This is a genomic window from Chitinophaga sp. CC14 (assembly GCF_048957795.1).
Classification (GTDB): Bacteria; Bacteroidota; Bacteroidia; order Chitinophagales; family Chitinophagaceae; genus Chitinophaga; species Chitinophaga ginsengisegetis.
This window is the reverse complement of record NZ_JARBFY010000001.1, coordinates 98,633-112,985: the sequence shown is the minus strand read 5'-3', so window position 1 is coordinate 112,985 and position 14,353 is coordinate 98,633. Positions and strand designations below refer to the sequence as shown.

Genomic DNA, 14,353 nt, shown 5'->3' with positions numbered 1-14,353 from the left:
ATCCCTGTTATCCCCTAATTTCCCAAAATCACAAAAAGTTAATCAGTAAAATCAGGAGAATCCTGGGAAAGACAACCTCCGCTATATCACCACATTAATCATCTTTCCTTTTACGATAATCACCTTTTTAGGCGCTTTACCTTCCAGCCATTTCTGCACTACTTCACTGGCCAGCACTTCTTTTTCAATATCAGGAATAGCCGCATCCAGTGAGAAGCCCATTTCAGAGCGGGTTTTACCGTTAATCGCTATCGGGTAATTGAAGGCGCTTTCCTTTGTGTATTGTTCGTCATACACCGGGTAAAGTGCATTCAGTATGCTTTCATTATTGCCGATGTATTGCCACAGTTCTTCACACAGGTGGGGCGCATAGGGGGTGAGCAGGATCAGCAATGGCTCCAGGATGCTGCGTTTGTGACAACGCAGGGTAGCGAGTTCATTTACACAGATCATAAACTGGCTCACCGCTGTATTGTAGGAGAAGCTGGAAGTATCGTGATCTATTTTCTGGATAGTTTTATGCAGTATTTTCAGTTCCTCCGGTGTGGCTGGTTGTTCATTCACCAGGATGCCTTTCTGCTCATCGGCAAAGAGGCGCCATAGTTTTTTCAGGAAGCGGTGTACGCCTTCAATACCTTTGGTATCCCAGGGTTTGGATTGTTCCACCGGGCCCAGGAACATTTCGTACATGCGGAAAGTATCAGCGCCGTATTTTTCCACCAGTTGGTTTGGGTTAACGGTGTTGTACTTGCTTTTACTCATTTTTTCCACTTCTGTTCCGCAGATATATTGACCGTCTTCAAGAATGAAAGTGGCACCATGATAATCAGGTTTCCATTTTTTGAAGGCTTCTGTATCTAACGTTACTCCATCAACGAAACTTACATCTACGTGAAGCCTGTCGGTTTGATAGTTATCCTTTAAGCCTGCGGAAACAAATTCATTGGTTCCATGAATACGATATACGAAACGGGAGGAACCCTGAATCATCCCCTGGTTGATCAGCGACTTAAACGGTTCATCAAAACCGATATGCCCAAGGTCGTACAGCACTTTGGTCCACATACGGGAGTAGAGCAGGTGTCCTACGGCGTGTTCGGTACCGCCTACATATACATCTACCTGGTTCCAGTAGTCGGTAGCTTTGCGGTCGGCAAAGGTTTTATCATTATGCGGGTCCATGTAGCGCAGGAAATACCAGCTGCTGCCGGCGTATCCGGGCATGGTGTTAGTTTCGCGTTTCACGCCGGGGGCCACGTTTACCCAATCGGTAATGTTGGCCAGGGGGCCTTCGCCTTCTTCGCCGGGTTTATAGTTTTCCACATGCGGTAATTCCAGCGGCAGGTCTTTTTCATCCATTGCGTAAGGAATACCGTTTTTATAGATGATGGGGAAAGGTTCGCCCCAGTAACGTTGACGGCTAAAGCCGGCGTCGCGCATTTTATAGTTGATCTGGCGTTTGCCGATTCCCAGTTCTTCCAGTTTGGTGATCACCACATCCATAGCGGGTTTCATGTCCATGCCATCGAGGAAGCCGCTGTTTTGCAGTTTGGCTTCTTTGGTAGGATTGGCTTCCTGCCCGTTGAAGGCATCGCCGATGATGTTGGTGATGGGGATATTGAAATGTTTGGCAAAGCCAAAGTCGCGCTGATCGCCGCAGGGCACCGCCATAATAGCGCCGGTACCGTAGCCGGCCAGCACGTATTCCGCAATCCACACGGGGATTTCGCGGCCATCAAACGGGTTGATGGCGTATGCGCCGGTAAAGCAGCCGGTGATTTGTTTTACATCGGCCATGCGTTCCCTTTCGGAGCGGCTTTGCACGTATTCGAGGTATTTATCAATTTCGGCTTGTTGTTCCGGAGTGGTGATCCGGGATACCAGTTCATGTTCAGGCGCCACTACCATGAAGTCCACGCCGAAAATGGTATCGGGGCGGGTAGTGTATACTTCCACGTGTTCGGTGGAGTTTTTCAGGGCGAACTTAATTTCGGCTCCCTGGCTTTTACCGATCCAGTTGCGCTGCATTTCTTTCATGGCATCGCTGAAGGATACTGTTTCCAGTCCTTCCAGGAGGCGGTTGGCGTATTCGGTGATACGCAGAAACCACTGGCTCATCTTTTTCTTCACTACCGGATAGCCGCCGCGTTCACTCACGCCATTCACTACTTCATCGTTGGCGAGTACAGTGCCCAGTGCTGCGCACCAGTTAACTTCGGCGTGCGCCAGGTAGGCCAGGCGGTACTGCATCAGTATGTTGCGCTGTTCCTGCTCACTATAGCTTTTCCAGTTGGCGGCAGTAAATTGTATGCTCCGGTCGCCGGGGCAGATATGACCGGCATTACCATCTTTCTCAAAAATAGCTACCAGGGACGCGATGGGTGCTGCTTTCTTTGTGCTGCGGTTATACCAGCTTTCAAAGATCTGCAGGAAGATCCATTGGGTCCATTTATAATAGGAAGGGTCGCTGGTGGTTACCTGGCGGTCCCAGTCGTAGCAAAAACCAATATTATCCAGTTGTTCACGGAAGGCTTTGATATTTTGTTCGGTGGTTACAGCGGGATGCTGACCTGTTTCAAGGGCATATTGTTCTGTTGGCAAACCAAACGCATCATATCCCATTGCATGGAGCACGTTAAAGCCTTTTAGTCTTTTATAGCGCGAATAGATGTCTGTTGCAATGTATCCCAGCGGATGGCCTACGTGTAAGCCGGCTCCGGAAGGATAGGGGAACATGTCCAGTACATAACATTTGGGCTTGGGACTGTTATTGCTCACACGGTAAGCATGCGATTGCTCCCATTGTTGCTGCCATTTTTTTTCGATTGCCCTGAAATTGTATTCCATATCTGTTGTAGATGAACCTTAATTGTCCGGATATAAACAATACGTCCGGTCATTAAGGCGTTATCAGTTATAATTTAAAAAGTTGTTCTAATGCCTGTTCAGCAAAATAATGTTAAATTCATTAATACTCCAATGTCATTCCCCAACATCTCTATATATTGCCGTTCTATTGTCCGGAAAGGGTGTATTACCTGACCGGGTTGGCAAAATTAAACACATAACTATTAATTTTTATTATTTTCGCCGATAAACTGCAGATTAATGGCGCAATCCGGGAAATCATCAGCAAAGAAGTCGAAACCATCCTACCTGTACTCCATCATTGGTGTGGCACTGGTATTGTTTTTACTGGGCACATTGGGTCTGGTGGTAATACATGCTAACAAGCTGAGTGTGTATTTTAAGGAAAGCATAGAGATACAGGTCATCCTCCGGGATAACGTGAAAGAAGCACAGGCCACGGCCCTGCGCGATTCTATGGCCCACAGGCCATATATTAAGTCAATTGAATATGTGTCGAAAGACATGGCGGCACAGCGGTTCAAAAAGGATTTCGGGGAGGACTTTATCTCCCTGTTGCAATACAACCCGCTGTACAGCAGCATCAACATAAAGGCAAATGCCAATTATGTAAACAATGATAGTTTGAAGGTCATTGAAAATAACCTGTCGCAGCAAAGCATCGTAAGGGAAATATCCTATCAGCGTATGCTGGTGAGCAAACTGAACGAAAACGTAAACAGGATCGGATTAATTATCCTGATCATCAGCGGGTTATTATGCCTGGTGGTGATATTCCTGATCGACAATACCATTCGTTTAGCCATGTTCAGCAACCGGTTCCTCATCAAAACCATGCAAATGGTGGGAGCTACCCGCTGGTTTATTGCCAAACCCTTTGACCTGCGCAGTATTGCCAATGGCGCCATCGCCGCAGTAATCGCTATCGCAGGGCTGATCGGTATCATGTCGGTATCCGATAAATTATTGCCGGAACTGGCAGGATTACGTGATAACCTGATGATCGCATTCCTCTTTATAGGCATGATCCTTATCGGGATCAGTATTTCCCTGGTGAGCACACACCGCTCCGTGATGAAATACCTGCGCCTGAAACTGGACGATCTGTATTAACTTTAAATCTTTAACGAAGATATAATACCAAACACTATGGCTAAAACAGCTTTAAATAAGGAGGCAGAAAACACATTGGCCGACAGCCGCCCTATTTTTCCAAAAGAAAACTACAAATTTATGCTGGCTGGTATTGTGGTGATTATCCTGGGCTTCCTCTTTATGATGGGAGGAGATTCCAGTGATCCCAACAGCTTCAAACCCGAACAGGTATATAGCTTCCGCAGAATCACCCTGGCGCCCATCGTTATTGTACTGGGCCTGGTGATAGAAGTGTATGCTATTATGCACCGTCCGAAACCGAAGGCATAATTGCTTCTATAAAAGTATTTTAACAGCGATGATCCCTCATCGCTTTTTTTTTAACTTTTAACCATATTAAATTCGATGAATGTTTTTCAGGCTATCATTATTGCCATCGTAGAAGGACTAACGGAATTCCTGCCCGTTTCCTCCACCGGGCATATGATCATTGTGAGCGCGCTGCTGGGTATTGGTAAAGATGAATTTACCAAGTTATTCGAAGTAGTGATCCAGCTGGGAGCGATCCTGGCAGTAGTGGTATTTTATTGGAGAAAATTCCTGGTATTTGATAAAAACCGGCTTAACTTTTACCTGAAACTGGCCGTAGCCGTGGTTCCGGCGCTGATCCTCGGTTTCCTTTTCAGCAAAAAGATCGACGCTATGCTGGAAAGCCCGCTAACAGTAGGTATCACGCTGCTGGTAGGTGGTATCGTCCTTTTGTTTGTAGACAACTGGTTTAAAGAACCCACCATTCTCACAGAAGAAAAAATAGATATTTTTACTGCTTTACGTATAGGCTTTTACCAGTGCCTGGCGCTTATTCCGGGTACCAGCCGCAGTGCTGCTTCCATTATTGGTGGTATGCAGCAAAAGCTGTCCCGTAGTGTGTCGGCCGAATTCTCCTTTTTCCTGGCAGTACCAACAATGGCAGCTGCCACCGGCTACAAACTGCTGAAAGGGAAGGAGCTGCTGACCGCGCATCCCGAAAACCTGAAACTGCTGCTGATTGGTAATATCGTGGCCTTCGTGGTAGCTTTGGGCGCTATTAAATTCTTTATCGGCGCAGTGAAGAAGTATGGATTTAAAATGTGGGGATACTATCGTATTGTGGTAGGTATTATCATCATAGCAGCTATATTAATGGGCTACCAGCTCGAGGTGTAGCTTCAGCATAAAAAAAGAAAGCGCCCTTCCGGTCCGGAAGGGCGCTTTCTTTTTTTATGTTTTACCAGGAGTTATCCTTTCACCGCCAGTAACAATTCCAGGTCGGTATATTTCAGCTTGAATTTCTCGCTCAGGTGGTAGTTGGTTAATGCACCTTTATAAAGATAGATGCCATTACGTACGCCCCGTTTAATCCACACCAGGTTTTCAAATCCGCCATCGTCGGCTGCTTCCACGAGTAAAGGCATCAGCACATTACTGATGGCTTCAGAGGCGGTACGGGCAAATCCGGACGGGATATTGGGTACGCAATAATGTACTACATCGTACTTTTTAAACACCGGGTTTTCGTGTGTAGTGATTTCCGAGGTTTCAAAACAGCCACCCCGGTCGATGCTCACATCTACAATAACGGAGCCGGCTTTCATGTTGCTTACCATTGATTCGCTGACAACAATCGGTGTCCGCCCGCTTTGCGACGATAATGCGCCTACGGCTACATCGGCATTGCGGAGCTGCTCTGCCAGCACTTTGGGCTGGATAACGGAGGTGAATACACGTACCCCGATATTGTTTTGCAGCCTTTTCAGCTTGTAAATGTTATTATCAAATACTTTTACGGAAGATCCCAATGCAAGTGCAGTACGCGCTGCAAACTCACCCACAATACCAGCGCCTATGATCACTACTTTCGTTGGCGGAATGCCGGTAATTCCTCCCAGCAGGATTCCTTTTCCTTTGTTGTCGTTGCTCAGGTATTGTCCGGCAATCAGCATACAGGCGCCTCCCGCAATTTCGCTCATGGCTCTTACAATAGGGTAGGTGCCCGCATCATCTTTCAGGTTTTCAAAAGACAACAGCGTGATACGCTTATCCATCATTTTTTCTACCTGTGGCGCCTTCAGGGCAGCCAGGTGGATGGGAGAAATAACGATCTGGTGCGGGTGCAGCAGCTCTATTTCTTCATCGTTCAGCGGTGCGGATTTTACAATGATCTCTGCTTTAAAGACCTCCTTTTTGTCGTATACAATTTCTGCCCCGGCTTCTGAATAGTCGGTGTCATAATAATGCGACCCGTCGCCGGCTTTATGTTCTACTACTATGTGATGTCCGTGTGCCGCTAGAATGCTGACTGCATCGGGCGTAAGGGCAATCCGGTTTTCCTGGAAAGATGTTTCTTTCGGGATACCTATAAACAAACGGGAATTTTTCTGCGGAATATCCAACGTTTCTTCCAGCGGTGAATAGGTAAACCCAGCACTTACTACAGGTTTTTGCCTCTGCTCCATATGCGTGTTCAGTTTTTTTAAATCGAAGTATTCAAAGATACATCATTTGAGAGATGAAGCAGTTTCGCGCAGGACCCTTTTTTGATCCGGCTGTACCTCCAGCTGGAGGTGAATGGTACCCGGCGGCAGCATATGCGCTACTATTTCCGGCCACTCCACAAAACAAATGGCGTCCTGGTAAAGGGTGTCTTCCACGCCGGCGCTGATGGCGTCGTCTTCATCCCGGAGCCGGTACAGGTCCAGGTGGAAAATGCGACGGGGCGCCCCCTGCGCGTCGGTGTAGGCATATTCATTAATGATTGAAAACGTGGGACTGGCAGTAGCGTCCTGTACTCCTTGGGCAGCGCATAAAGCCTTTACCAGGGTGGTTTTTCCTGCCCCCATCGGGCCTTCAAGGGTGAAAACCTGTTTACCGGCGAAATGATCCCAGAACTGCCGGGCAGTTTCCGGCAGTTGATCCAGCGTAAATGTCCATTGCATCCCCAAAAATAAGGAGAAAGCGGAAAGCAAAAGCGATTGTCACCAGATTTTGCAAAAGTTGCAGCAATGCGTCAAAAATCGGGTAAAGCCCTTGTCCGGCCTGTTTCGGGATACCTTTATGACACTTCTGCCGCTTCGTTGCATTAATATTTTACCTGTCTATTTCATCCGCTGCTAACTTTGTATAAGGAGGAAAGATGTCAGATGACAGCTATTAATTGCAAGGTGGAAGGAATGCATTGCACCAGTTGTGCACTCGGCGTTTCCAAATACCTGGAGAAAAAAGGAATGCAGGACGTTAACGTCAGCTTTGCCACAGAAGAAGTGAGTTTCACCGCACCGGAAGGCGCCAACTCAACGGAAATACTCAATGGTATTACCCAGATGGGATACCGCGTGGTAATGCCGGAAGATAAACCCGCAGAGAAGAAAATATATACCACCCTTACATTCAAATTTATTTTTTGTCTCATATTTACGCTGCCCCTGCTGTTGCATATGTGGGTCAGCTGGGCCTGGTTACACCATCCCTGGGTGCAGTTCTGGCTTACCCTGCCGGTATACCTTGTGGGAATGTGGCATTTCGGCCGCAGCGCGGTACGCTCCATCATCAACCGCATGGCCAATATGGACGTGCTGGTATCGCTGGGCGCCACCGCAGCCTTTGTATACAGCTTCGTAGGGACCGTAGTATACGGCAACCCGGATTATATGTTCTACGAAACCACGGCAGCCATTATCACCCTGGTATTCCTGGGAAATATGCTGGAGGAAAGGTCCGTGAAACAAACTACTTCCGCTATCGCAGAACTGGCCCATTTACAAATCACCACTGCCAGGCTCATTAACACGGATCACGGTCACGAACATATTCACGAAGTGGATAACCGCACCCTGCGTACGGGCGACTGTGTACTGGTAAACACCGGCGATAAAATACCAATGGACGGTACCATCTACTGGGGCAGCGGCCATGCCAACGAATCCATGATCACCGGCGAAAGCGCCCCTGTCAGCAAAAAAGAAAAGGACAAAGTAATCGGTGGTACCATACTGGAAGACGGCAGCATCAAAGTATACATTACGGCTACCGGTAAAGACACTGTGCTGTCTTACATCATAGAACTGGTAAAACAGGCGCAGTCCGATAAGCCACCCATGCAGAAACTGGCCGACCGTATCAGCGCCATATTTGTGCCGCTGGTACTCGGCATAGCCCTGGTTACCTTCCTCGGATGGTATTTCATCGGCCATACTACATTGGCCACCGCCATGATGCGCAGTGTAGCCGTATTGGTTATTTCCTGCCCCTGTGCAATGGGACTGGCCACACCGGCCGCTGTAATGGTAGGACTTGGCCGCGCCGCGCGCAACGGGATCCTTATCAAAGGAGGCCATACCCTGGAAATGTTTAAGAATATCCGGCAGGTAGTTTTTGATAAGACAGGCACCCTCACTACCGGGAAGTTACAACTGGGCGAATACCGCTTTTTTGATATGCCGGAAGAAGATTTTAAACAGGTGGTTTACAGTCTTGAAAAATATTCTTCCCATCCTATTGCCCGCTCTATTGCCTCGCTCTGGAAATCTGCCGGAGAAGTGCCGCTGCAGCAGGTACGCGAACATAAAGGTCTTGGTATGCGTGCCAGCGATAAAGCCGGCAACCAGTGGCAGTTAGGCTCTTTCCGTATGGCAGATGGTGTTACGGAAGATGACAGCCATAACCTGTATCTCCTGAAGAACGGGCTGCTGGCAGGCTGGATCGATTTTACAGATGAAATACGGCCCGAAGCCGCCCAGGTGATTATACAACTGCAGCAATCCGGTATCAAATCCATTTTACTGAGTGGCGACACCACCCGCAAGTGCCGGGAACTGGCCGCCAAACTGGGTATTACTGAAGTATATGCGGAACAATCGCCCGAACAAAAACTGCAGAAGATAGACGCCCTCATGAAAACCGCACCTACCGCTATGGTGGGCGATGGTATCAATGATGCGCCTGCACTGGCTAAAGCTACCATTGGTATCTCCCTCAGCGACGCTACCCAGGTGGCCATGCAAAGCGCCAACGTTGTATTGCTCAATAACAACCTCGGCTCGCTGCCACTGGCGCTGGGACTGGGAAAACATACCTATCTCACCATCAAACAAAATCTTTTCTGGGCATTTATTTATAACGTAGTGGCGATACCGGTAGCCGCCCTCGGGTTCCTGAACCCTATTGTGGGCGCCGGTGTGATGGGCCTCTCCGATGTGGTGCTGGCCGTGAACTCCATCCGGTTGCGGTATAAAAATGTGATCTAAGCGTATTTTGTCTTACTCAGGATTACGCTGATTTTATTGATTTAGGGATTTGACTTTTGGGATTTTAAATGATTTTGGGAGATATAGGTGAATATACCCGCTTATATCTCCCAAAATCATTTAAGAAAATATAATCAGTTAAATCAGCGTAATCCTGAGTAAGACAACATCCGCTCTAATCGCGTATCTTCGCATTAACCATTAAATTTTTATTTGAGTACGCCCGTAGCCATATTACAGCAATACTGGGGATACGAACAGTTTCGCCCGTTACAGGAAGATATCGTGAATGCTGTACTGGAAGGACAGGATACACTGGCCCTGCTGCCCACAGGTGGTGGGAAGTCCATTTGTTTCCAGGTGCCGGCCATGATGAAGCCAGGGCTATGCCTGGTGATCACCCCGCTCATTGCATTGATGAAAGACCAGGTGGCCAATCTCAAAAAAAGAGGGATCACCGCTTATGCTATCTATTCCGGTATGCCTTACCAGGAAGTGGAAAGAGTTCTGGAAGCCGCCCGCCGCGGTGGATGCAAGTTTTTATATGTATCTCCCGAAAGATTACAAAGCAAACTTTTTCAAACCTATTGTGATGGCCTCCCGGTAAACCTGCTGGCTATTGATGAAGCGCATTGTATTTCCCAGTGGGGATACGATTTCCGCCCGGCATACCTGCAGATCGCAGATATCCGCAGCTTCTTCCCCGAGGCGCCGGTACTGGCGCTCACGGCTTCGGCCACGCCACGGGTACAAACAGATATCTGTGAAAAGCTGCTGATGAAGGACGCCAGAGTTTTTACCAAAAGCTTTGCCCGCTCCAACCTCTCTTACAGTGTGCTGGAAGAATCCACTAAAATTGATAAGGTAAAACATATACTGGACCGCGTACCCGGCTGCGGCATCGTTTATTGCCGTAACCGTAAACGCACCAAAGAAATTGCTTCCCTGCTGGAATTACAGGGTATCCCTGCCAGTTATTACCATGCCGGTTTACCACAGGCAGAAAGGGCCGCCCGGCAGGAAGCCTGGATCAATAATGAAACACGCATCATGGTTTGTACCAATGCCTTTGGCATGGGAATCGATAAACCGGATGTACGCATAGTGGTGCACTACGATATGCCCGACGGCCTGGAAGCTTACTACCAGGAGGCTGGCCGCGCCGGCAGGGACGAACAAAAAGCATATGCCGTGTTGCTCTATAATGAAGAGGAACTAACGGACATGCACGAACGAATTGCGTTGCAGTTTCCCACACTGGAGCAGATCCGTGAAGTATACCAGGGCATCGTTAACTATCTCCAGGTGCCGGTGGGCAGCGCAGAAGGCATGTATTTCGATTTTGATATCAACGATTTTGCCCGCACCTTTCACCTGAACCTCACTATTGCTTATAGCGCTGTGCGCCTGCTGGAACAGGAAGGCGTGCTGCAGCTCAGCGAAAGCGTATTCCTCCCTTCCCGGGCAGAATTTGTGACCAACAAAGAATCCCTGTACGAGTTTGAAAACGCGTACCCGGCATTGGAAGAAATTATCAAAACATTACTGCGTACCTACGAAGGCATCTTCGATAATGCGGTACCAATTTATGAACGGCAGATAGGCCGCATCATGCTGATGGAAGATGACGACATTGCTGCACAGCTGCACCAGCTGCATCAATACGGCATCCTGCACTATCAGCCACGCCGCGACGAACCCCAGCTATGCTTCCTGCAGGAGCGGGTGTCCGCGCAAAACCTACGCATCAATATGGCGAGGGTGGAAGTGCGTAAAAAGGTTTATGCCGACAGGCTCGCTGCCATGTTTGCGTATGTGCGTAACCGTGACATGTGCCGTACACAGCAACTGGTGGCCTATTTCGGGGAGAAGGATTCCACACCATGCGGCGTATGCGATATCTGTTTAAAAAAGAAATCACAGCCAATGGATGCGGCGGGATTTAAGCGTATATCCGATCACGTTATTACCATGCTGAAAGAAGAACCGCTGCTGTTCAATATGCTGCAAAACAAACTGCCCGATGTAAAAAGAAGTGACCTGATGGAAGTGCTGCAGTTCCTGAATGAAGAGGGCATTGTAGTGCGAGATGAGGCCGGGCGGCTTTCCTGCACGCGGTAAGAGCGAAGGTTGTCTTTCCCAGGATTAACCTGATTAAACTGATTTTATTTTTTTAAAAGATTAGAGGAGATAAAAGCGAATATCCACTTTTATCTCCTCTAATCTTTTAAAATCAAAAATGATCAAATCCCTAAATCAGTATAATCAGGTTAATCCTGGGAAAGACAACCTTCGCGTTAGAGATCAATCACTTTGCCTTCTTTACTGCTTTCAAAAGCAGCTTCAATCACTTTGATCACTTTAATGGCATCCTGCGCCGGTACCGGGTTAGCGGCTTTATTCACCAGTGCTTCATAAATGCCCTGGTAGTAGTCCATGTAATTACCGTTAGTACCCGGAACATATTTCTTTACTACTTTACCATCAGTCTCCGTGTGCAGTAAACCCCATTCATGTGGCTGTTCTGCGCCCCAGTCGGGGCTGTTGGGGAAAAGCCCTCTTTGCAGTTGAGCTTCCTGTATATCGGATTTGGTTTTGATGAAGGAGCCAATGCGGCCATGCAGCTGGTAAGCCGGCAGGGCTTCACGCACCAGGTAGTTGCATTTTACACGCGCCCGCAGGTTATCATAGTACAGCACCAGTTCAAAATAATCATCTACAACAGAATCGCGGCGGATTACACGGATGTCGGCCCATACACGTTTTGGCATGCCAAACAGGGTAATGGCCTGGTCAATCAGGTGGGAACCCAGGTCGTATAAGGCGCCGGTACCAGGGCCTCCCAGTTCTTTATGTTTTTTATAACTCAGCTCTTCCTTGAAACGGTCGTAATGTATTTCTGCTTCCAGTACATCACCCAGCTGACCGGATTGAAGCACTTCTTTTACTACTTTATAGTCGCTGTCGTAACGGCGGTTGTGGTAAACGCTGAGCAGTAAACCTTTCTCAGCCGCTAAGGCTGCAAGTGTTTCACCTTCTTTTGCATGTACAGTGAAAGGCTTTTCCACAATAACATTCTTTCCTGCTTCCAGTGCGGCTTTTACAAAATCGAAGTGTGTGTAGTTGGGGGTGTTTACTACGATCAGTTCCAGGTCTTTGTCTGCCAGCATATCCTCCACGCTCGTGTATACTTTAACGTTAGGGTAGCGTTGCTGCGCCAGGTTTTTACTTCTTTCCACTACCGCTGTAAATTCAAATCCCGGGTTTACGTGCAGGAACGGGGCATGAAATATCTGTCCAGACATGCCGTACGAGCATACGCCCGTTTTAATAATTCTACTCATACTTTTGATATATTGATGTAAACTGACAGCGTATGGCTATCGTTGCATAATTAAAACCAGCTTTTACTTTTACTGCTTTTTCCACCCAGGCCCAGCGCACCCAGTAAGCTGCGGGTGATGATGTTGGCGGCGGTACGGCCTACCTGCCGGGCTACAGAGCTATCCATCACCTGCTCAAGAACGCCCTTTTCCTGTTTTTGTTTCCCGGAAGATTTAGGCGCTGCCTCGGTGGCGGCGGTTTTATCGGCGGCTTCCTGCAGCTTGGCGGTGAGGATTTCATAGGCGCTCTCGCTGTCAATTTCCTCCCCGTATTTCTTTACCAGCTTGGAATTATTTACGAGTCCGTCAATTTCCGCCGGTGTTAATACATCCATCCGTGACCGTGGCGATACCAGCATGGTAGCGGCAAGCGGGGTAGGAACACCTTTTTCATTTAAGCAGGTAACGAGCGCTTCTCCAATACCTATCTGGGTAAGCAACTCATCTGTTTTATAGAAATCTGATAACGGGTAATTCTCCGCAGTTTGCTTGATTGTTTTACGGTCGTTGGCGGTAAAGGCACGCAGGGCATGCTGTACTTTAAGACCCAGCTGTCCCAGCACAGAAGGAGGTACATCCATCGGGTTTTGAGTACAGAAGAAAATGCCTACACCTTTTGAACGGATCAGTTTTATGATGGTGTCTATCTGTTTCAGTAAAGCGTCGCTGGCCTCATTAAAAATAAGATGCGCCTCATCAATGAACATCACCAGCTTTGGTTTATCCAGGTCGCCTTCTTCCGGAAGCGTAGCGTATAATTCTGCCAGCAGGCTGAGCATGAAGGTGGAAAACAGTTTCGGCCGATCCTGTATATCGTTTACACGCAATATGGATATGATACCACGGCCATCGTCGCTGATCCGCATCAGGTCATCTACTTCAAAAGATTTCTCTCCAAAAAACAGTTCAGCGCCCTGTTGTTCCAGTTCAATTACTTTACGCAGTATTGTGCCGGTAGAGGTGGTGGAGATCTTTCCATAATCTTTTTCCAGCTCTGCTTTGCCTTCATCACCGGCAAATTGCAATACTTTTTTAAAGTCCTTCAGATCCAGTAACGGCAGTTTGTTATCGTCGCAATACTTGAAGAGCATGGCTACGAGGCCGGCCTGTGTATCGTTCAGTTCCAGGATCTTCGACAGGAGGATGGGGCCAAACTCGCTGACGGTAGCCCGCAGGCGTACGCCCTTTTCCTGGCTGAGGGATAACAGTTCCGATGGATAGGCTGCAGGGCTCCAGCTGCCGCCTATTTTCTGGTAACGTTCCGCAATCTTTGGATTGTCGCTGCCCGCAGCAGCAATGCCGCTGAGATCCCCTTTAATGTCCATTAACAATACCGGTACGCTGGCATCGCTGAGTCCTTCGGCGATCACCTGCAGGGTTTTGGTTTTACCGGTACCCGTGGCGCCGGCGATCAAACCATGCCGGTTAAGCGTTTTAAGCGGCAGAAGAACATCCGCCCCGGTTACTACTTCACCGTTCAGCATGGCACAACCCAGCTTGAAATGCTCGCCTTTAAAAGTATAGCCGCTTTTGATATATTCCAGAAATGCATCCTGATTGGCCATGACGTAATTTTTTTTATGAAGATAATAAAAAGCAACAAGCGGTTGAGCTTCAAATTATTACCGGCGCTTACGTACCGTTTATCGATCATTAATTATTGATAAACGATAAATTTATTTTGCTTTTCGATAAAATCAAAATACCTTTGGTGTATTAAACAGG

At 47.9% G+C, this 14,353-nt stretch carries 10 protein-coding genes; 5 read left to right on the top strand and 5 right to left on the bottom strand.

Going from position 1 to position 14,353, the window contains the following annotated elements; translation table 11 throughout:
* Positions 1–81: 81 nt before the first annotated feature.
* Complete coding sequence (leuS, locus tag PV783_RS00515; RefSeq protein ID WP_363433082.1) at positions 82–2,847, bottom strand: leucine--tRNA ligase; 2,766 nt, start codon at positions 2,845–2,847, stop codon at positions 82–84.
* Between the two features lie 261 nt (positions 2,848–3,108).
* Here leuS and PV783_RS00510 point away from each other — a divergent pair, with 261 nt between their 5' ends.
* From PV783_RS00510 to PV783_RS00500, 3 genes are all read left to right on the top strand, one after another.
* Complete coding sequence (locus PV783_RS00510; RefSeq protein ID WP_079473552.1) at positions 3,109–3,981, top strand: cell division protein FtsX; 873 nt, start codon at positions 3,109–3,111, stop codon at positions 3,979–3,981.
* Between the two features lie 36 nt (positions 3,982–4,017).
* Positions 4,018–4,293, top strand: a complete 276-nt coding sequence (locus PV783_RS00505; RefSeq protein WP_079473553.1) for a DUF3098 domain-containing protein — start codon at positions 4,018–4,020, stop codon at positions 4,291–4,293.
* Between the two features lie 75 nt (positions 4,294–4,368).
* Positions 4,369–5,169, top strand: a complete 801-nt coding sequence (locus PV783_RS00500) for an undecaprenyl-diphosphate phosphatase (protein ID WP_079473554.1) — start codon at positions 4,369–4,371, stop codon at positions 5,167–5,169.
* A 71-nt stretch (positions 5,170–5,240) separates the two neighbouring features.
* On the opposite strand, the gene PV783_RS00495 is transcribed toward PV783_RS00500, so the two are convergent.
* Positions 5,241–6,458 (bottom strand): alanine dehydrogenase, encoded by a 1,218-nt coding sequence (locus PV783_RS00495; RefSeq protein ID WP_079473555.1) that lies wholly within the window; start codon positions 6,456–6,458, stop codon positions 5,241–5,243.
* Positions 6,459–6,500: 42 nt separating this feature from the next.
* Positions 6,501–6,938, bottom strand: coding sequence for a tRNA (adenosine(37)-N6)-threonylcarbamoyltransferase complex ATPase subunit type 1 TsaE (tsaE, locus tag PV783_RS00490; RefSeq protein ID WP_420986851.1), 438 nt, complete (start codon positions 6,936–6,938; stop codon positions 6,501–6,503).
* Between the two features lie 204 nt (positions 6,939–7,142).
* On the opposite strand from tsaE, the gene PV783_RS00485 reads away from it, so the two are divergent.
* Both PV783_RS00485 and PV783_RS00480 read left to right on the top strand, forming a co-directional pair.
* Positions 7,143–9,245, top strand: a complete 2,103-nt coding sequence (locus tag PV783_RS00485) for a heavy metal translocating P-type ATPase (protein WP_420986850.1) — start codon at positions 7,143–7,145, stop codon at positions 9,243–9,245.
* A 213-nt stretch (positions 9,246–9,458) separates the two neighbouring features.
* On the top strand, positions 9,459–11,366 hold the full coding sequence (locus tag PV783_RS00480) for a RecQ family ATP-dependent DNA helicase (RefSeq protein ID WP_079473557.1): 1,908 nt from the start codon (positions 9,459–9,461) through the stop codon (positions 11,364–11,366).
* A gap of 176 nt (positions 11,367–11,542) precedes the next feature.
* Here the strand turns inward: PV783_RS00480 and PV783_RS00475 are convergent, their stop codons facing one another.
* Together PV783_RS00475 and PV783_RS00470 are read right to left on the bottom strand one after the other, a co-directional pair.
* Positions 11,543–12,589 carry a Gfo/Idh/MocA family oxidoreductase gene (locus PV783_RS00475; RefSeq protein ID WP_420986849.1) on the bottom strand — a complete coding sequence of 349 codons (1,047 nt, stop codon included), beginning with the start codon at positions 12,587–12,589 and terminating at the stop codon, positions 11,543–11,545.
* Positions 12,590–12,639: 50 nt separating this feature from the next.
* Positions 12,640–14,193 (bottom strand): helicase HerA-like domain-containing protein, encoded by a 1,554-nt coding sequence (locus PV783_RS00470; protein WP_079473559.1) that lies wholly within the window; start codon positions 14,191–14,193, stop codon positions 12,640–12,642.
* Positions 14,194–14,353: the final 160 nt, after the last annotated feature.